Genomic DNA, 19,212 nt, shown 5'->3' with positions numbered 1-19,212 from the left:
TTACCTTATTCTAAATTTGATATAGGTGATGGGTTTTCCCTTTTCAAGATACTGCTTTTCATAGAAAGTCTGTATTTCCAGCACTTCCCTTGGGCTACCTTCATTTTTGTATATATCGTGATTGGCATAAAGCACTTCATAACTTTTACCGTGTAAAAGGCCCAAGGTATAGCCGTGCATAAATTCGCTATCGGTCTTTAGATTAACCGTACCATCTTCCTTTATGATCAATTTATACTTTTCCAAAAAGACCTCGTTGGTAAGTCTATGCTTGGTGCGCTTATATTTAATTTGGGGGTCTGGAAAGGTGATCCAGATTTCAGAAACTTCATCGGGAGCAAAAAGCCCGTCAATTAATTCTATCTGGGTTCTTAAAAAGGTGGCATTGGTTACATTTTCTTCGATTCCTGTTTTGGCCCCACGCCAAAATCGGGCCCCCTTGATATCTATTCCAATAAAGTTTTTGTTCTTATTTTGCTTGGCCATCCCAATGGTATATTCGCCTTTACCACAGCCCAATTCCAAAACAAGGGGATTGTCATTGCCGAAGAATTCATTCCATTTCCCCTTAAGGGCAAACGAACCATTCGTGATTTCTTCCCTAGTAGGTTGAATTACATTCCTAAAAGTTTCATTCTCCTTGAATCGCTTCAGCTTATTCTTACTTCCCACTGTTGATTTGTAATTTAAATTTTGGCAAAGCTAATGAAATCTAAATTTGTTTCTTAGGAAGTGGTCGTTCGTTGTTTAATGTTATCCTTAATTAAATGGGAAGAAGGAATTATAAAGGTCAGGCCCAACATTTTACAGATGTTATGCAGCTAATTTTTAAAAAGAGCGGGAAAAGAAGTAAATTAGGGCTATAATCTATGGTTAATGCAAAAATTAGGACTTTTATTCTTATCGTTAATACAACTGGAGTGCAGTGGCCAGACAATGGAGAAATTTAATGGCGTAAGCTTTGTTGCCTCTCGGGACAAGGTAGCTCAAGAGCATGTGGATGCAGTTAGGAATGTTAATGCCAAGTGTGCGGCGGTTATGCCTTTTGGGTTTATTAGGGATATGGATTCACCAGAAATAATTTTTGATACCTCAAGGCAATGGTTCGGGGAAACAAGGACCGGAGCCAGACAATATATAGATATCTTGCACCAGAATGGCTTAAAGGTAATGTTGAAACCCCAGATTTGGATTTCCAGAGGAGCATTTACAGGGGCTTTAAAAATGAAATCCGAAGAAAACTGGAAAGCCTTGGAGGCCTCTTATGATAAATTTATACTTGCCTACGCTACTTTGGCCCAAGAAACAAATGCGGACGCATTTTGTATTGGGACCGAGCTGGAGCAATTTGTAAGTCACAGACCGGAATATTGGACCCAATTGATTCAGAAAATCAGAGGTGTTTACAAGGGAAAACTCACCTATGCGGCCAATTGGGACGAATATGGAAGGACCCCTTTTTGGGAGGATCTGGATTTTATAGGGATAGATGCCTACTTTCCGTTAAGCGATGAGAAAACTCCTACCGTGGAACAATTAAGAAAAGGTTGGCAGCCACACAAAGAGAAAATAAAGGCGTTGTCCAAGGCCAAGAATAAACCCATTATCTTCACTGAATACGGATATAGGAGCAATGATTATACTGCCAAGAAACCTTGGTTGGTAGACCATAGTCAGGACGATGTTAATCTTGAGGCCCAAACCAACGCAACCAAAGCCATTTTTGAAGAATTTTGGAAAGAGGAGTGGTTTGCAGGCGGATTTGTTTGGAAATGGTTTATAGATCACGAAAAGGCGGGCGGCAAAAATGACAATCGCTTTACCCCTCAAAATAAACCGGCACAAGAAGTAATAAAGAATTATTACAATATTTACTAAGCCCTTTATTCATTCTAGTTCGGTCCCAGTTTAATGTAAGGGGGTACCCTTGGTGCTGGAATGGAATCGATCAAGAATTGTTTCAATTTGGATTGTTTTTGGAATTCGGCAGTATTTTTGATAATCTTTGTACAAAATACACATCGTGTCTGCCAGAAGAACTTTTATTTTATCGTGGATGGGGGCCTTGATTTGGTTTCCATCAATTTCCCAAACGTCGGTTAAGACTGTAATCGCCGAAAAGGGAGATGGTATCTATTCCCTACTCAGAAAGCAGGGGATGAATCCGGTGAGGCACTACGGACATTTTGTGGATCTTAACCAAGATAATTTACGGGACAGCATGCATCTTTATGAGGGTAGGGAGTATATTATACCACAAGTACCCGCAGATACTATTGCCATAGAGGAATCCGTTGCAAAAAAAGCAACCGAAATTAAAACAGTATCCAATATCCTTAGCGATGATATTTTTGGCAAGGATTACGCTTCCACGGAAATAAAGAGCAATAAGCTACAGGGTGCAGTGTACTATTTAATATCAGGTCACGGCGGGCCGGATCCCGGTGCCATTGAAAAATATGAGGGAAAAATTATAGCGGAGGACGAGTATGCCTATGATATTACGTTGCGTTTGGCCAAGGAGCTCATTTCCCATGGGGCAAAGACCTATATCATCATTAGGGATCCCAATGACGGTATAAGGGATCAGCGCGTTCTGGAAATAGATAGGGATGAGGTGGCCTATCCCAACGAAGAAATACCCTTGAATCAATTGTTGCGATTAAAGCAGCGTGTAGATATAGTAAACAAACTGTATTTGGAAAATTCGGGTAAGTATCAGCGGTTAATAGTAACCCATGTGGATAGCCGAAGTAGGGGGCAGAATATAGACGTGTTTTTCTATCATCATGAGAACAGTAAAAACGGCAAGCGTTTGGCGGAAAGTATCCATGAAACTTTTTTGAAAAAATATAGGCAATATCAACCTAACAGGAATTATGAGGGCACTTTCGCAGATCGCAGTGGTCTGTATTTGGTTAAAAATACCTTGCCTGCCATGGCCTATATAGAAATTGGGAATATTAAAAACAAAAAGGACCAAAAACGTATCCTGGATCCGGACAATAGACAGGCCCTTGCCAAATGGATTTCGGAAGGGGTATTGTTGGATTTTGACAATGGAAATTAGCGATATTTAAGGGGCGATATTTTTCTTGTAATACTTATACAATTGATCGGGGCCAAAACCCAATAAATTCTTCAAGTGAATTATTCCGAAGTGATATTGTAGTTTATAAGAGCCATACTTTTCATATTTTCTTGCGGAGGTTATTACACTTTGTGGCAGAACTGCAAAATTTGATATTTTGTAAAGACGCCCAATAAATTCGGTATCCTCGTATATGATATAGTTTTCATCAAAGCCACCCGATTTATGAAATAGTTCCTTAATGATAAACAAGGATTGGTCTCCACCCCTACATAACTTGTGGTTAATTCTGCTGAACCAGGCGAAGAATTGTAAAAACTTCTTGGAGGTATCGAACTTCATCCTGAAGCAGCCCGATAGTATATTTTGATGAATGGCCTTTAGAATATAAAGGTCAAAGTCTTTTGGCGGATAGGTGTCGGCATGCAAAAAGTAAAGGACCTTACCGGTGGCCAATTCCGCTCCCTTGTTCATTTGTTTGGCACGCCCCATATCTGAGATAACAATTCTTGCTCCCAAAGTTTTTGCCAAGCTTGGGGTGCCATCCGCACTGCCTCCATCCACTACAATTATTTCCCTGATATTCTTAGGATTGCTGTTTGCTTTTAAATACCGCAACAAATTGCCAATATGGGCAGCCTCATTTAGGGTCGGGATTATTATGCTTAGAGTTATAGTTTTACTCCATTTCATTTAATCCCCAGTTATAGTTCAAATAACTTATTTTGGTATTGGAAGTCAATTTTTGAGCCGCATATTGGTTGAGGTAATCTATCAAGGAACCATTTTTTGTGAAATCTTTTTTGTACCAGTTAAAAATTTCGGATAGGGAAGCTTTTTCCTTGGTAAGGACGTTTCTTTTCGGGTCGTTGATAAAATCTTTTGCAGTTTGTTCCAGTAGTTTCTCTAGATTGGTGGCAGTAAAAGCTGTGTTCAATAATTTGGGACAGGAATAAGAGGCACAGTTAATGGCAAAATGAATTCGCGGCTCATCCATTTTACGTAGTATGTTATGTTCCAGATCGCCCAAAGAAATCTTTTCATCTCCCATTTGCACGATATCTTTCCCCCATGGATTTTTGATATCCTTAATACTTTTGGTAGGGTAATTGTCCAAAATAAGTTTTACGGTAGCGGCATTATATAGGTTAATATAATAGGCAAGTTTTTGGGGTTTGGCTGCCCCATCCGTTGGAAGGTTCATGGCCAAATAATCCAAGTAATTTTGTAGTACCTTAATATCTTTGGCAAAGCTTTTATAGTTGACATTTCCTGCATCGTCTACATGCCTTTTAAGTAAAATATCCCATTTGGAATGATCTATTTGGAATTCAATTTCAGGCTTGCTATTTGGTGTATACCTTGAGGCAAGGGAAACACTATGAACACTGCCCATTAAAAGTAGTATCGGAAATATTGATAATTTAAGGCCCATGGAATATTATTTACCTTATAATTAGTGTGCCCAAGTACTTAAACCTTACATCTAATGGATGATTAACAACAGCCTCCGCCATTATAATGCCATGTACTTTTGCTAATATGGATTTCAGTGTTGCTTTTTTCCAGGGCGGCTGCGGTTTTGTCACATACGGCCAAAGGCTGGTTTTGCATTAGAACATGACCATTTTTATCATCAAAATATTCCTCATTCCCGTAGTATATGGCTGTCTTTCCAGTAAAAACGCAGGGGCCATCTTTGGGCATAGGGTCTTTTATTGCAGCTATTTCAATAGATTCAATAAAGATCAATTCGTCTGTAGGATAGTGATTGGGAGAGAGAACACGGTATGATTTTCGTGCCCTAATTTCAATGGTTCCAAAACCGGCATCGGTCAATACTTTTATGTAGTCCTTCAGGGGGATACTCCCGCTTAAGCAAAGGGCCCGTAGTCGGTCATCGTTACGTAGGGTTTTGTTCATGGGCTGTTCACAAATGGGGTCGCTCATAACCAATCTCCCATGAGGTTTTAATACGCGATACATTTCCGAAACTGCCTTCTTCAAGTCTTCTGACTTAAAGATGTTGAACAGACAGTTCTGAGCCGCAACATCAATACTTTCGTCTTCAATAGGCAGGTTTAGGGCATCCCCCTTTACCAGATTTACAAACTCGCTCTTAAACCAAGGGTTTTCCTGCTCCGCAATTTTGAAGTTTTCTTTGGAAGCCTCCAACATCTCATCCACAACATCAACTCCGGTTACCCCGCCCAGCTGCCTGGAAAAGTAGGAAAACTGCAACAACTCCATTCCACCCCCGACCCCTACATAGAGCACTTTTGGATTGTTGACCAAGTCCTGGGCAGAAACCGTACTTCCACAACCGTAGTTCATCTCCTGCATAATTTTGGGGATGGACAATCCTGGGAATTGCCAAATAGGATTTGTGGTACAGCACAGTCCAACATCAGGGGTCAATGCGGCATTTCTATATAATTCATTTGTTGCTTCTAAATAGCTCATGTCTTTATGTTTAAATGTTTGTCATTGGGCTCGTGATTTCCTTTCTTCACCGCTCACAATTAAATTTCCTTGATCAATTCCCTAAATAATTGAATCATTTTTGGTTCCGTTCTTCCTGCAATTTCAATTATTTCGGAAATGTTGACGGGTTTTAGGTTGTCAGGGTCGCATTCGTCCGTTAAGACAGATACGGCCACTACCGGCAATTTTAAGTGATTGGCTACGATGACCTCTGGCACGGTACTCATGCCAACGGCATCGGCGCCAATAATTTTCAACATTCTATATTCTGCCTTAGTTTCCAGTTGAGGCCCTACGACAGAGGCGTAAACCCCCTTCTGCAGGGTAATGTTTTTCTTTTTGGCTATTTTTTCCAAACATTTACGCATAGGGATGTCATATGGTTCGCTCATATCTGTAAAGCGATCTCCAAATTGACTTACGTTTTTAAATGCTAGGGGTGAACCACCTTGAAGGTTAATGTGGTCCTCGATGAGCATGAGGTCGCCTTTTTTGAAATTGGGGTTAATGGCCCCGGCAGCATTGGAGATAAACAGTTTTTTTATTCCCAACATTTGCATTACCCGAATAGGGTAGGTAACGTCCAAAAGGTCATATCCTTCGTAAAAGTGAAACCTGCCCTGCATCACTACCACTTTTTTGCCTTCTAAGGTACCGTAGATCAATTTGCCCGAATGGAATTCCACGGTAGCCAAGGGAAAATAGGGAATATGGTTGTAATGCGCTTCTATCGGATTCTCAATTTCATCTGCCAGTTTGCCTAGGCCAGTTCCCAGTACTATGCCAATTTCAGGGGTTTCAAAGCCTTTTCCTATTAAATAATCAGTAGATTCTTTAAGTATTTTGCCGGTCATATAATTTTAATTTTTTAAAAAGGTTCGGAAGATTTCTATGTCCTTAATATCTTCAAAGTAATCAATATCATTTTTGGGTGCTAACAAACCGTAGTCCATATTTCTTAGATCCTGTACTGTGGCCTGAAAAACGGTATTCGAGCCCCAGATTTTATTATTAAACAGCGCTGGGTTAAAGATTTTCATCCCCAGTAAATAATAGCCGCCGTCAATAGCTGGGCCTATTATATAATCATGTTGATCCAAGAGATTAAAAGCTTCCAATAGATCATTTTCGGTTAAATCGTACATATCACTGCCAATAATAATAATTTTTTCGTAGCCGGCATTAAATCCGTCAATAAAGGCATTGGACATACGCTCGCCCAAATCATTACCGGACTGTACTTTTTTTGCATAATCGGAACTATCCCAAATGTCATTTTCCCAAATATCATCGGAATAGTACAGCCATTTTCCAATATTTAAGCCTTGGGTAATATTCTTGGTGTGGTCAAGTAAAAATTTATATATATTAAGGGCAGTCTCATCGCCCACAGTTGCCGCCAATCTGGTTTTGCACTTACCAAGTTCGGGGTTGCGTGTAAATATGATAAGTAAGTCTTTGGGGAGGGTCATATGGACTGTTGAATATTTTTTAATTTAATGGTCGTTATAGGTTTGTATTCATTACTTAATTCCAAGCTGGAAATTGAGAATTGCATTTGTTACTACTAGGGCAGATTGGTGTCGTTTGGTGATGTAGGCATTAGTTGTTATGTTTTTTATGTCCGTATACTTTGGTGGCATTGTTCAACATTTTGCCCCAGTGTCTGTTATAGGCATGCACTCTATCTGTCTCTTGTTCAATGGAATCATACACTGGAAAACCCTTATTTTTCCATTCAAAAATACCGCCATAAAGGTTGTAGACTTCTTTATAACCATTTTTTAGGAGCTTTTCCCCGACTTTTTCTGATCGGACCCCTATGGAGCAATAAACCACGATAGGCCTATTTTTGTCAGGAACAATGGCTAAAATAGTATCTTTATCGAAGTTTTTATTGCCTAGCCAGATGGCCTTGGCAATATGGCTTACCTCAAATTCCTCTTTTTCCCTGGTGTCCAAGATTAGAAACCGGGTATGTCCTGTTAAACTTTCCGCTGTTATATATGGCACACTGTTATTATTGAACTTCTTTAATGCCTGGTCTATCTTGCTTTGACCGTGTAGTCCGTAAAGGCAAAAAAGGCTTATAAGTATATGGAAGGGATATTTCATTTGAAGTATAATCGAATGGTAAAGATAGTATATTGGCAAGATAACCTTAAGGGTTGGCCAATGGAGCACAAATTAATTTTATTTATGGCTTAAGGGAACTCCATTATTAAAATTTGATTTTTTAATTTCACCGTTCGGTAACTACGCAATTTGTTTTTTTGTAAAACTTTAAAATGTTTTGTTGGCTGTTGTCTTTATATTATGTCTTTGCTATTGATAAATCTCATTTTAATATTGTTATATGCCCGATAAAAAGAAAAAGAGTCATGACTTTAAATCCAACCTTTATTCCTATTGGAAGAAATCCCGAAGGTTTAGGGTGGGGATTTTTGCTGACATACATGATGCCTTGTTTATAATAGCAGGGATTTTTTCTGCTGCCTTTGGCTTGGAAAGTTTTCTATTGCCCAATAGTTTTATTGATGGTGGGGCAACGGGAATCTCACTTTTGATTTCCGAAATCTCGTCTATACCCTTATATATATTGATTATTCTTGTCAATATCCCATTTATATTTCTTGGTTATAAGGTGATAGGCAAACAATTTGCCGTTAAGGCCTCTTTGGCAATTATTGGCCTGGCCATAGTTTTGGCCACGGTACACTTTCCGGAAGTTACTGAAGACAAGCTTTTAGTAGCTGTTTTTGGAGGTTTTTTTCTAGGTGCTGGTATTGGTCTGTCCATTAGGGGTGGTGGTGTCTTGGATGGCACCGAGGTACTTGCCATTTATCTGAGCAGGAAATTAAGGACCAAAATTGGGGATAATATAATTGTAATAAATATTATAATTTTCTTGGCTGCTGCCTATTTCCTTTCTCTGGAAACGGCCCTATATTCCATGTTGACCTATTTATCGGCTTCCAAAACCTTGGATTTTGTGGTGGATGGGATCGAGGAGTACACTGGGGTTACCATTATATCTGCCCGTAGTGAGGAGATCAGGCTTATGATTACGGAGAAACTCGGAAGGGGTCTCACCATCTATAAGGGTCATGGAGGTTACGGTAAGAGCGGTGTACACAATGAGTACGACATTATTTATGCGGTTATCACCAGGTTGGAGATTAGTAAACTAAATACCGAACTGGAAAAGATAGATCCCAATGCCTTTGTTGTGATGAACAGTATAAATGATACCAAAGGAGGGATGATCAAAAAGCGGGCCTTGAACCACTAAAATTCCAATTATTCCACAAATATGTAAGTATTACGGGAGTATTGCTACCAATGTAACTATTGTTACCGATGGCTGCTTGGATAAGGGCTAATTTTGGGAGCAAATAGGATTACATTTTTATGGAACAAGCGGTACAGAATACAAAAGCTGAATTAATTCGTGATAGTTTAAGGTCGTCCATGGATTATGTGGATTACAGGTTAATGGTTTCCAGATTGGCTTTAGAGGGAAAATCCACGGGATCGATGGAAAGTCGGGAATATGTTGATTTTACACGTCTGAACGATCAACGAATGAAACGTTTGGACAAGACCATTAAGATCGATGCTGACTCTCAAGCTAAAATTAAACAGCTGAACAAAAAAACGACCTGGTTGGTGCTAACTGAAAGTTGGTGTGGCGATTCTGCCCAAACCCTACCGGTAATGAATAAGATTGCCGATTTAAATGGGAATATTTCGTTAAGGCTTGTATTGCGCGATGACAACCTAGAACTAATGGAGCAGTTTTTGTCCAATGGCGCTATGGCTATTCCAAAATTGATCGCCATAGATGAAAATACGGGCAAGGTGACAGGGGAATGGGGTTCCCGACCTTCCATTGCTGCCAAAATGGTGCAAGACTACAAAAGTAAATACGGGAAGTTAACGGCAGAGTTTAAGCAGGATCTGCAGCTGTGGTATAATAAGGATAAGGGGCAGAATACGGTGAGCGACCTATTATCTTTGCTTTTCTTGAAATAGATAGGTAATGGTGCCCATTTGTTCGGCCTTTTCTCCGGTATTAAATTTGGACTTTAAGGCATATTCAATGGCGTTATCCACAAGGCAGCCATTTAGGGTGCTGGAACTTTTTTTGTTTACATCGGCCTCAATGACCTTTCCCAACGGGTCAACCTTAATATTAATGACTACCTTACCTCCTTCTATACAAGTATAAATAGGTATGGGAAGGCTGGTATGCCTTCTGTCTACCAAGGAATAGGAAATAGAAGTCCGTCTTTTGGCCAAATTGTTGGTCATTACTTCTTTACTGGCTTCCTTTTCTCCCAAAAGTTCTTGTTTTTCCCTTCTTCTCCTAGCCAACTCCTTTACTCTTGCGGCATATTCCGAGTCAGAACTTAGATAGTCGGTAGGATCGTCACTATCGGCGGAAAGTTCCTGTTCCTCCAATATTTCCTCCAATGTTTTGAGCGGCTCGGGGTTACCAAAACTGGGTTTATTGGCCTCGTTATAGGCCATATGGCTTTTAACGGGATCTGCCTTGGCCATTTCCTCCATTTCCTTTATTTCTTCTTCAATTTGCTTTTCCAGATCCTCCTCTTCCAACAGACTTAATTCAATAACATATTCTTCCTTTTCTTTTTGTCCCAAGTGGATGTTGTATAAACCTAGCACCACCAAGGCCATGGAAAAGAATGTTATTATTAAAGAAAGTTGTTTACGGTTTAAATTCATAGTGATATAACCACGTTTTATCAAAAATATTTCAAATTATCGACGAACGGTTAGGTTACCACTTTTTATATCGAGTTTTAACTGTCTATTTGCAGTAAGTTACCAAATTCCTCGGGGGTTATGGCTTTATTTACGTTGTAATCCCCTATTTTGGTTCTTTTCAACGAGGATAAATGCGCTCCGGATTGCAGTGCCTTACCGAAATCATGGGCCAAAGACCTAATATAAGTACCTTTGCTACAGACCACCCTAAACTGTACCATGGGCAGCGAAATGGAGGTAATTTCAAACTCGGTAATAGTGACCTTTCTCTTTTTAATCTCCACTTCCTTGCCTTCCCTGGCATATTCATAAAGTCTTTTGCCGTCTTTTTTGAGAGCAGAAAAAACGGGCGGAATTTGTTCTATATCCCCAATAAATTGGGTAGTGGTACTGTGGATCATTTCATTGGTAATATGATCCATGGGGTATTTTTCGTTTATTTCGGTTTCCAGATCATAGGAAGGGGTAGTGCCTCCAAGGGTAATAGTGCCTGTATACTCCTTTTCCTGACCCTGCAGTTCGTTTATGGTTTTGGTGGCTTTTCCTGTACAGATAAGTAATAGGCCTGTTGCCAAAGGGTCAAGGGTTCCGGCGTGGCCTATCTTAATTTTCTTTAGCTGGAATTTCTTTCTAATTTTCCATTTTAAGGAATTAACAGCCTGAAAAGATGACCAACCAAGTGGTTTGTCTATTAGTAAAACCTGTCCGTCTAAAAAGTCGTCCTTTGTCATTAGATAACCGTTAGCGGACTTATAAAATAATGTATAATAATGATTGCGATACCCACAACGATTCTATAGTAGCCAAAAATCTTGAAGCCGTGTTTGCTTAAATATCCAATAAAAGTCTTAATTGCGAAAAGGGCCACTATAAAACCAACCACGTTTCCTATTATCAATAAATTTATTTGTTCGGAAGTTAGGGTAAACCCAGCGTTGTAATAGTCGTAACTCTTTTTAAGGGTAGCCCCCAACATGGTGGGCAAGGCCAGAAAGAATGAAAATTCTGCCGCTGCGGTCCTAGAGAGTTTTTGGGTCATCCCTCCAACAATACTGGCACCACTTCTGGAAACGCCCGGAATCATTGCCAAACACTGGAAGAGTCCTATCTTAAAAGCCGTGGCATATGAAATATCGGTGTTCTCCGAGTTTCCAAATAAATCGTCGACCCTTAACAATATTAAACCTCCGACCACCAAAGAAAAGGCAACTACAAGTGGGCTTTCCAACAGTGAATCTATTAGATTGCTAAAAAGTAAACCAAAGACCACTGCAGGAATAAAGGCGACCAGGAGTTTATAATAGAAATCGATGCTTTGGAAAAAGCGTTTAAAATAGAGTACTACAACAGAAAGTATGGTGCCCAGTTGTATAACGATAGTAAACAATTTCGTAAAATCTTCCTGTGCAATACCAAAAAAGGAAGATGTAATAATCATGTGTCCAGTTGAAGAAACCGGTAAATACTCGGTTATACCTTCAATAATGGCAAGAATAATAGCCTCAAATATGTCCAAAATTTATTTCTTCTTATGCGGATTCAACAGAATGGCGTAAACTTCTATCCCTAGGCCGATCAAAACCAATGTTGGGGCCAAGCGTATTCTTCTGAAATTATAAATTTCAGGATTAAAGACATTGGGGTCGTCACTGCCTCCACCGCTCATAAGGATAAAACCTAGGCTTATAAATGCCAAGCCAACAAACATAAAGAGGTAATTTTTTTTCTGAAAAATAAATTCCCGTTTAGGCTTTTGTGGTTGATTGTTGTTTTGTTTTTTACTCATGCCGCAAAGTTAATAATATAAATCGTCCGTTCTAAGATTTAGGAAACGTTGTGTTGCAAAAAATGTACTGATAAAAGAAATCAAGACCCCTAAAAAGAAAACGCTTCCAAATAGAAAAATGAGAATCGTAGGATCCTGAAACAGATTGAGTTCCGGAAAATTTATATCCACATAATAAATTACAAAGCCTAAGGCAATTAATGCCAGGACAGCACCAAGGACCCCCAATTTAATGTTGGTCCATATAAAGGGTCTTCGGATAAAAGTTTTGGTGGCTCCAACCATCTGCATGGTCTTTATGATAAAGCGCTTGGAGTAAATGGATAGTCGGATGGAACTATTTATCAATAGCACAGCGATAAAGGTAAAAATACCACTGGCGACCAGAATCCAGAAACTTATTTTTTTTACGTTATCGTTTAAAAGTGTAATCAGGGGTTTGTCGTAGCTCACTTCTTCAATATAGTCCCGGCTCGAAATTTCCTCTGCTATTTCCGCAATCTTCTCTGTAGAAACATAATCGGCCTTAAGTTGCACATCTATGGAATTCTTAAGGGGGTTATATCCCAAGAAATCCAAAAAATTCTCTCCAATTTCCTCACTGTGTTGTTCTGCCGCCTGTTCCTTGGAAACATAGGTGGCCTTTTTGGTGTATTCGGCCATGGCCAAACTTTTTTGCAATTGGTCAACCTCCACCTCTTTGGCATTGTCCTTAAGAAAGACAGATATGGTGATCTGTTCCTTGAAATGATCGGCCAACTTTTTAGTATTCAATACCAATAGTCCCAAAATCCCCAATAGAAAAAGGACCAGGCCAATACTTAGGACCACTGAAAAATAAGAGGAGATAAGCTTTCTTTTTTGAAAACGTTCAAAAGATGTACTCATAGTTGAAAATCAATATGTAAAAATAGGAAAGTAAATTGAAATAGGAATAGTTGAGGCATGTTTCATAAACAATTTCAAAATAAAGTGATACACAAAGTTATATCGGTGTTGAAGATATTCAATTGAAATTATTGTGATTGCCCGCAGAAGGTCAAAGTTGTGGCATTGGGAATATTGTTTACTAGGGTGTGATGGCACTGCCTTTGGCTACTTTTTACAGGGTTCCATTCATAATGGTGTTATGGCATGGGTAGGTTAGTGGATAATATCTTTTTGCTTTCATAGATTAAACTTATTTTTGCGCTGCATAAAATAAATGGAGCGTTGACCCTTAGTGCGCTGGATTTAAAGACAAATAATAAAGGATGACTTACGATTTCAGGAAGATTGAAGAAAAGTGGCAGAAATTTTGGGCGGAAAACCAAACTTTTAAGGCAGAAAACAACTCCCAAAAAGAGAAGTTTTATGTATTGGATATGTTTCCATATCCTTCCGGTGCCGGTTTGCATGTTGGGCATCCTTTAGGGTACATTGCCAGTGATATCTATGCGCGTTACAAAAGGCATAAAGGGTTTAATGTATTGCATCCTATGGGATACGATTCCTTTGGATTGCCTGCGGAGCAATATGCCATTCAGACCGGGCAACATCCTGCCATTACCACAGAGACCAATATCAGCAGATATAGGGAGCAGTTGGATAAAATAGGCTTTTCTTTCGATTGGAGCAGGGAAGTTCGTACCTCCGATCCCAGTTATTACAAATGGACACAATGGATCTTTATCCAGCTTTTTAATTCCTGGTACAATAAGGATTCCGATAAGGCTGAAGATATTTCAAGTCTGATCGCCATTTTCGAAAAAGAGGGCAACCAAAGTGTAAATGCGGTATGTGATGAAGATGTAACCGTATTTTCGGCTACCGATTGGAAAGCCTTTACAGCAAAGGAGCAGCAGGAAGTGTTGTTGCAATATAGGTTGACGTATTTGGCGGAGACCGAAGTAAATTGGTGTCCGGTTTTGGGAACCGTATTGGCGAACGACGAGATTGTCAATGGCGTTTCGGAGCGAGGCGGTCATCCAGTTGTCCGTAAAAAAATGACCCAATGGAGTATGCGCATTTCTGCCTATGCCCAGCGGTTGTTGGATGATTTGGCTTTGGTAGATTGGCCTCAGCCCTTAAAGGACTCCCAAACCAATTGGATAGGTAGGTCCGAGGGTGCGGAAGTTACATTTAGGGTCCTCCCCCAAACCCCCTCCCAAGGAGGGGGGTCGGATTCGTCTTCACCAAAATTTCATACTGCCGATTCTGACATTTACGGAGTTTTATTGGAAAGGGCTCAAGAAATGCGTAAGAATCCCACAAAGGCTGAAGCTTTACTATGGGAAGCTCTAAGAAATAAAAATTTGAATTCGAAATTTAGGAGACAGCATCCAATTTCTAGGTATATAGTTGATTTCGTTTGCCTTGAAAGGGAATTGATCGTGGAGGTTGATGGAGAAATTCACCAATATCAGTTAAACAAGGATGCCGAAAGGCAATTGTTGTTGGAGCAGAAAAAAGGCTACACCGTACTAAGATTTACTAATGATGAAGTCCTTAATAATATTGATGAAGTAATTTTAAAAATTGAGAAGTCACTTAGCTCCCCCTCCTTGGGAGGGGGCTGGGGGGAGGTCAATACGGAAGATATGGAAATTTCGGTTTTCACCACCAGACCAGATACTATTTTCGGAGTTAGTTTTATGACCTTGGCTCCGGAACACGAATTGGTTGGCAAAATAACCACTGCGGAGCAAAGGGAGGAAGTAGAGGCCTATATAGCGGCTACAGCCAAGCGCAGTGAGCGCGACCGTATGGCCGATGTAAAGACCATTACCGGAGCCTTTACCGGGGCTTATGCAGAACACCCGTTTAGCAAGGAGCCCATCCCAATTTGGATCGGGGATTATGTATTGGCGGGCTATGGTACCGGGGCGGTAATGTCCGTTCCCTGTGGAGATCAGCGCGATTATGACTTTGCAAAGCATTTCAATATTCCCATTCCCAATATATTTGAGGGAGTGGACATTTCCGAAGAGGCTTTTGCCGATAAGGAAAAGACAGTTATTGCCAATTCTGATTTCTTAAATGGGCTTCCCTATAAAAAAGCCGTGAAACGCGTTATTTTCGAATTGGAAAAATTGGAACAGGGAACAGGAAAAATCAACTATAGGCTGCGCGATGCTGTTTTTAGTCGGCAGCGCTATTGGGGGGAACCGTTTCCGGTATATTATGTGGACGGAATGCCCCAAATGATTAGTGTGGATCATTTGCCTATAATACTACCTGAAGTTGAGAAATACTTGCCTACCGAAACCGGGGAGCCACCTTTGGGGAATGCCACTGTTTGGGCCTGGGACGTAAACAAGTCGGAAGTAGTCAATAATCAGTTAATAGATCATAAAACTGTATTTCCCTTGGAGTTGAACACTATGCCTGGTTGGGCAGGTAGTTCGTACTACTTTAACCGTTATATGGATCCCAACAATAAGGAGGAAGTATTTTCCCAAGAGGCCATTAATTACTGGCAGGATGTAGACCTATATATTGGGGGTAGCGAGCATGCTACCGGACATTTGCTATATAGCCGATTTTGGCAGAAGTTTTTGTTCGATAAAGGCATAGTGCCAAAACCGGAATTTGCCAAAAAACTGATCAACCAAGGGATGATTACGGGAACAAGTGCCTTCATTTATAGATTGGAAGGCCAAAATACACTTGTTTCAAGGAATTTAATAGGAGATAGATCGGTACAGCCACTGCACGTAGATGTGGCATTAGTGAATCCATCCGATGAGTTGGATTTGGTAAGATTCAAGGAAAATCCTCTTTATGCCGACTTTAGGGAAGCAGAGTTCGTTTTAGAGGACGGGAAATACATTGTTGGTAGGGAAGTGGAAAAAATGTCCAAATCCAAATACAATGTGGTGAGTCCGGATAGTATCTGCCAGGAGTACGGTGCAGATTCCCTTCGTTTGTACGAGATGTTCCTGGGGCCGTTGGAGCAATCCAAACCTTGGAATACCGCTGGTATTACGGGGGTACACAGTTTTCTTAAGAAAATGTGGCGTTTGTACCACGGGGGTGACGAAGGGGCGTTCTTAGTCACCGATGCCGAACCTACAGCAGATAATTTAAAGACTTTGCACAAGACTATCAAGAAGGTAGAGGAAGATGTAGAGAATTTCTCCTTCAACACTTCTGTATCTACCTTTATGATTGCCGTGAATGAACTGTCTGCCCAGAAATGTTCCAGCAGGGCTATTTTAGAGCCCTTGGCCATTTTGGTTTCTGCTTATGCGCCCCATATAGCGGAGGAACTTTGGAGTAAATTGGGACACCCTACCTCTATTTCCACGGCTCCCTTTCCTAAATTTGACGGGAAGTATTTAGTGGAAAGCAGTAAGGAATATCCAATTTCTTTCAATGGTAAAATGCGCTTTAAATTGGAATTGCCGGCAGATCTTTCCAAAGAGGAAATTGAGGCTGCTGTAATGGCACATGATAAAACACAGGAACAACTACAAGGGCGTACCCCTAAAAAGGTAATTGTGGTTCCGGGAAAAATTGTCAATATAGTGGGATAGGGAGTTTGTTCCAAGGCTAAAGTTGGTTTTGGTTATATGTTTAAATATTAATTCACCTTGTGGGGCTTGCCCATAAAATTGTATCTAGCGGAATGGAGAATATAGAAATCATGGGGCTGGTGGCGGCCGTACTTACTACCTATTCTATAGTGCCGCAGGTATATAAGACGTGGAGCAATAAATCTACCAAGGATATTTCGCTCACCATGTATTTGGCTATGTTCCTTGGGGTGGTCCTATGGCTTATTTATGGCATTTACCATGATAGTATACCTATGATCTTGGCTAATTTTATTACAGCGGTATTACTTTTTGTTATGGTTGTCCTTAAGTTAAAATACAAATAGCCGGTAATTTCCTTATTAGAATTTCTTATTATTTGGCACTGTTGATGGACCGCTTCATTATTGGGTTCGTACACATAATGTGAAAAGCATAATAATCCATGTTCCCGAATCTCATTTGAAGGATTTTCTTTTATTTTTATTTTTTTTGTTCCATTTTTGGAATCTCCACCATAATGCAATCATGGTAAGGAATAAGGCTATTTGCCGGAAGGCTGTTTTTATCGGATAGTAATAAAACAATATACAATGAAAGTTGGCATACCCAAAGAAATGATAAATAACGAAAGCAGGGTAGGCATGACGCCTGCCGGGGTTTTCGAGTTGGTGAAAAACAACCATACGGTCTATGTCCAATCCGGGGCTGGTAATGGTAGCGGTTTTTTAAACATAGATTACCAGCAGGCGGGTGCCATAGTTTTGGATACCATCGGTCAGGTTTATGCCATGAGCGACATGATCGTTAAAGTAAAGGAGCCGGTAAAGGAGGAGTATGCCTATGTGCAAAGGGGGCAGATTGTTTTTACCTATTTTCATTTTGCCTCTAGTGAGGTCCTTGCAGAGGCCATGATAGACCGTAAGGGTGTTTGCATTGCTTATGAAACCGTAGAGGATGAAGACGGGTCCTTGCCTTTGTTGACACCAATGTCCGAAGTTGCCGGAAGAATGGCCATTCAACAAGGTGCCAAATATTTGGAGAAGCCGGAAAAAGGCAGGGGGGTGCTTCTTGGAGGCGTTCCAGGAGTGGCACCGGGAAGGGTTTTGGTACTGGGCGCTGGTGTTGTAGGCATTCAAGCTGCTAAAATGGCAGCCGGACTAGGAGCCCATGTGACTATTCTGGATATCAATATGAAACGGCTTCGCTATGTAAACGATGTTATGCCAAGCCATGTAGTAACGGAATTTTCAAATGAGTTCAATATAAGGAAACACATTAAAGACCATGATCTAATTGTTGGAGGTATCTTATTAAAGGGGGCCAAAGCCCCTAAGATCATTACTCGGGATATGCTCAAGGATATGCGTCCGGGTACCGTAATTGTGGATGTGGCCGTAGATCAAGGGGGCTGTGTGGAAACCACAAGGCCTACCACACATGAGAACCCTGTATATATTGTAGATGATGTGGTTCATTACTGCGTTACCAATATGCCGGGGGCAGTTCCTCATACGTCAACCATGGCCTTGACCAATGTAACCCTGCCCTATGTGGTAAAACTGGCCAATTTGGGTTGGGAGCGAGCCTGTCAGAAGGATGCATCCCTTCAAAAAGGGCTGAACATAGTAAAGGGAAAGGTAATCCGTAAAGAGATTTTGGAAGCCTTCAAATGGCAAGCTTTGGATGACTAGACCGTACATTTTGTCATATATCCCACCCCGTCATAATTTGGCGGGGTTTTTGATTGTTTAGAAAAGAAAGAATTACTTGCTATAAAGAAAAGGAAACTTTAGTATATTGGATTAATTTTAAAAAGAGAATTGTTATGATGATGTATTATATATTGCTGGGTGCTATAGCTCTGGTGAGTTGGTTGGTTAGTAATAAATTAAAAAGTAAATTTAAGCACTATTCCAAGGTGCATTTGCGCAACGGTATGAGTGGTGCCGAAATTGCCGAAAAGATGTTGGCAGACCACGGAATAAGGGATGTAAAGGTTATTTCTACACCAGGAATGCTAACGGACCACTACAATCCGGTAAATAAAACGGTAAACTTAAGTGAAGGGGTGTACAATCAAAGAAACGCTTCAGCAGCGGCAGTTGCGGCCCACGAATGTGGACATGCGGTGCAACATGCTACGGCATATGAATGGTTGACCCTGCGTTCCAAATTGGTGCCCGTGGTAAGTGTTACCTCAGGAATGTCCATGTGGGTGGTTTTTGGTGGTATTATGCTGGGAGCTGCAGCCGGAGTGGGTCTGGGCTATTGGGTGGCCGTGGCAGGTCTAATTATGATGGGGCTCGCTACCTTGTTTAGCTTTATTACCCTCCCTGTTGAATACGATGCCAGTAACCGTGCCCTTGCGTGGTTAAAGAACAAGAATATGGTGACCCAAGAAGAATACAAAGGGTCTGAGGATGCGTTGAAATGGGCTGCCAGAACTTACTTGGTAGCGGCAATAGGATCTTTGGCAACCCTGGTATATTGGGCTATGCAAGTTTTGGGAAGTAGGGACTAAGACTTATGACAAATCAAAT

General features: G+C 40.6%; 20 protein-coding genes. 8 read left to right on the top strand and 12 right to left on the bottom strand.

Annotation, left to right across the window (positions count from 1 at the left end):
• Complete coding sequence (gene trmB, locus B9Y87_RS10560) at nucleotides 1–672, bottom strand: tRNA (guanosine(46)-N7)-methyltransferase TrmB (protein WP_085498850.1); 672 nt, start codon at nucleotides 670–672, stop codon at nucleotides 1–3.
• Nucleotides 673–876: 204 nt separating this feature from the next.
• On the opposite strand from trmB, the gene B9Y87_RS10555 reads away from it, so the two are divergent.
• Nucleotides 877–1,878, top strand: a complete 1,002-nt coding sequence (locus B9Y87_RS10555; RefSeq protein WP_085498848.1) for a glycoside hydrolase family 113 — start codon at nucleotides 877–879, stop codon at nucleotides 1,876–1,878.
• 178 nt (nucleotides 1,879–2,056) lie between these two features.
• Nucleotides 2,057–3,070 (top strand): N-acetylmuramoyl-L-alanine amidase family protein, encoded by a 1,014-nt coding sequence (locus tag B9Y87_RS10550; protein WP_085498847.1) that lies wholly within the window; start codon nucleotides 2,057–2,059, stop codon nucleotides 3,068–3,070.
• A 6-nt stretch (nucleotides 3,071–3,076) separates the two neighbouring features.
• Here B9Y87_RS10550 and B9Y87_RS10545 read toward each other — a convergent pair whose 3' ends face one another.
• The 6 genes from B9Y87_RS10545 to B9Y87_RS10520 all read right to left on the bottom strand — a co-directional run bounded on the left by B9Y87_RS10545 (nucleotide 3,077) and on the right by B9Y87_RS10520 (nucleotide 7,690).
• Nucleotides 3,077–3,784 carry a TIGR04283 family arsenosugar biosynthesis glycosyltransferase gene (locus B9Y87_RS10545; protein ID WP_085498845.1) on the bottom strand — a complete coding sequence of 236 codons (708 nt, stop codon included), beginning with the start codon at nucleotides 3,782–3,784 and terminating at the stop codon, nucleotides 3,077–3,079.
• Nucleotides 3,771–4,526, bottom strand: a complete 756-nt coding sequence (locus B9Y87_RS10540) for a DUF547 domain-containing protein (protein WP_085498843.1) — start codon at nucleotides 4,524–4,526, stop codon at nucleotides 3,771–3,773. Before B9Y87_RS10540 ends, B9Y87_RS10545 begins: the two co-directional genes overlap by 14 nt.
• 62 nt (nucleotides 4,527–4,588) lie before the next feature.
• The gene (gene arsM, locus B9Y87_RS10535; protein WP_085498842.1) at nucleotides 4,589–5,554 is read right to left on the bottom strand and encodes an arsenosugar biosynthesis arsenite methyltransferase ArsM; all 966 of its coding nucleotides are present in this window, start codon (nucleotides 5,552–5,554) and stop codon (nucleotides 4,589–4,591) included.
• A gap of 59 nt (nucleotides 5,555–5,613) precedes the next feature.
• Nucleotides 5,614–6,429 carry a purine-nucleoside phosphorylase gene (locus B9Y87_RS10530; RefSeq protein WP_085498840.1) on the bottom strand — a complete coding sequence of 272 codons (816 nt, stop codon included), beginning with the start codon at nucleotides 6,427–6,429 and terminating at the stop codon, nucleotides 5,614–5,616.
• A gap of 6 nt (nucleotides 6,430–6,435) precedes the next feature.
• A complete protein-coding gene (locus B9Y87_RS10525; RefSeq protein WP_085498838.1) occupies nucleotides 6,436–7,047 on the bottom strand; it encodes a TIGR04282 family arsenosugar biosynthesis glycosyltransferase in 612 nt (203 codons plus the stop codon).
• Between the two features lie 130 nt (nucleotides 7,048–7,177).
• Nucleotides 7,178–7,690: a rhodanese-like domain-containing protein gene (locus B9Y87_RS10520; RefSeq protein ID WP_085498837.1), complete on the bottom strand. Its 513-nt coding sequence runs from the start codon at nucleotides 7,688–7,690 to the stop codon at nucleotides 7,178–7,180.
• 241 nt (nucleotides 7,691–7,931) lie between these two features.
• Here B9Y87_RS10520 and B9Y87_RS10515 point away from each other — a divergent pair, with 241 nt between their 5' ends.
• Together B9Y87_RS10515 and B9Y87_RS10510 are read left to right on the top strand one after the other, a co-directional pair.
• Nucleotides 7,932–8,867: a YitT family protein gene (locus B9Y87_RS10515; RefSeq protein WP_085498835.1), complete on the top strand. Its 936-nt coding sequence runs from the start codon at nucleotides 7,932–7,934 to the stop codon at nucleotides 8,865–8,867.
• Between the two features lie 119 nt (nucleotides 8,868–8,986).
• A complete protein-coding gene (locus tag B9Y87_RS10510) occupies nucleotides 8,987–9,610 on the top strand; it encodes a thioredoxin family protein (RefSeq protein WP_085498833.1) in 624 nt (207 codons plus the stop codon).
• On the opposite strand, the gene B9Y87_RS10505 is transcribed toward B9Y87_RS10510, so the two are convergent.
• The 5 genes from B9Y87_RS10505 to B9Y87_RS10485 all read right to left on the bottom strand — a co-directional run bounded on the left by B9Y87_RS10505 (nucleotide 9,587) and on the right by B9Y87_RS10485 (nucleotide 13,040).
• Nucleotides 9,587–10,324: a hypothetical protein gene (locus B9Y87_RS10505; RefSeq protein ID WP_085498831.1), complete on the bottom strand. Its 738-nt coding sequence runs from the start codon at nucleotides 10,322–10,324 to the stop codon at nucleotides 9,587–9,589. The two genes, B9Y87_RS10510 and B9Y87_RS10505, sit on opposite strands and share 24 nt — an antisense overlap.
• Before the next feature lie 77 nt (nucleotides 10,325–10,401).
• Entirely contained in the window at nucleotides 10,402–11,097 is a 696-nt protein-coding gene (truB, locus tag B9Y87_RS10500; RefSeq protein ID WP_085498829.1) for a tRNA pseudouridine(55) synthase TruB, read from the bottom strand.
• Nucleotides 11,097–11,882 (bottom strand): undecaprenyl-diphosphate phosphatase, encoded by a 786-nt coding sequence (locus B9Y87_RS10495; protein WP_085498827.1) that lies wholly within the window; start codon nucleotides 11,880–11,882, stop codon nucleotides 11,097–11,099. The genes truB and B9Y87_RS10495 overlap by 1 nt, the downstream gene beginning before the upstream one ends.
• 3 nt (nucleotides 11,883–11,885) lie before the next feature.
• Nucleotides 11,886–12,152 (bottom strand): DUF3098 domain-containing protein, encoded by a 267-nt coding sequence (locus B9Y87_RS10490; protein WP_085498825.1) that lies wholly within the window; start codon nucleotides 12,150–12,152, stop codon nucleotides 11,886–11,888.
• A gap of 9 nt (nucleotides 12,153–12,161) precedes the next feature.
• Nucleotides 12,162–13,040 carry a cell division protein FtsX gene (locus B9Y87_RS10485; protein WP_085498823.1) on the bottom strand — a complete coding sequence of 293 codons (879 nt, stop codon included), beginning with the start codon at nucleotides 13,038–13,040 and terminating at the stop codon, nucleotides 12,162–12,164.
• Nucleotides 13,041–13,405: 365 nt separating this feature from the next.
• Here B9Y87_RS10485 and B9Y87_RS10480 point away from each other — a divergent pair, with 365 nt between their 5' ends.
• The 4 genes from B9Y87_RS10480 (at nucleotide 13,406) to B9Y87_RS10465 (ending at nucleotide 19,193) form a co-directional block, all read left to right on the top strand.
• Nucleotides 13,406–16,669, top strand: coding sequence for a leucine--tRNA ligase (locus B9Y87_RS10480; protein WP_085498820.1), 3,264 nt, complete (start codon nucleotides 13,406–13,408; stop codon nucleotides 16,667–16,669).
• Between the two features lie 92 nt (nucleotides 16,670–16,761).
• Nucleotides 16,762–17,016: a SemiSWEET family sugar transporter gene (locus B9Y87_RS10475; protein WP_085499240.1), complete on the top strand. Its 255-nt coding sequence runs from the start codon at nucleotides 16,762–16,764 to the stop codon at nucleotides 17,014–17,016.
• Nucleotides 17,017–17,262: 246 nt separating this feature from the next.
• Nucleotides 17,263–18,363: an alanine dehydrogenase gene (ald, locus tag B9Y87_RS10470; protein WP_085498819.1), complete on the top strand. Its 1,101-nt coding sequence runs from the start codon at nucleotides 17,263–17,265 to the stop codon at nucleotides 18,361–18,363.
• Nucleotides 18,364–18,497: 134 nt separating this feature from the next.
• On the top strand, nucleotides 18,498–19,193 hold the full coding sequence (locus B9Y87_RS10465; RefSeq protein WP_072860522.1) for a zinc metallopeptidase: 696 nt from the start codon (nucleotides 18,498–18,500) through the stop codon (nucleotides 19,191–19,193).
• Nucleotides 19,194–19,212: the final 19 nt, after the last annotated feature.

Source organism: Arenibacter troitsensis (assembly GCF_900177645.1).
Taxonomy (GTDB): domain Bacteria; phylum Bacteroidota; class Bacteroidia; order Flavobacteriales; family Flavobacteriaceae; genus Arenibacter; species Arenibacter troitsensis.
The sequence above is the reverse complement of the archived record's forward strand: the minus strand, read 5'-3'. Positions and strand labels throughout refer to the sequence as shown.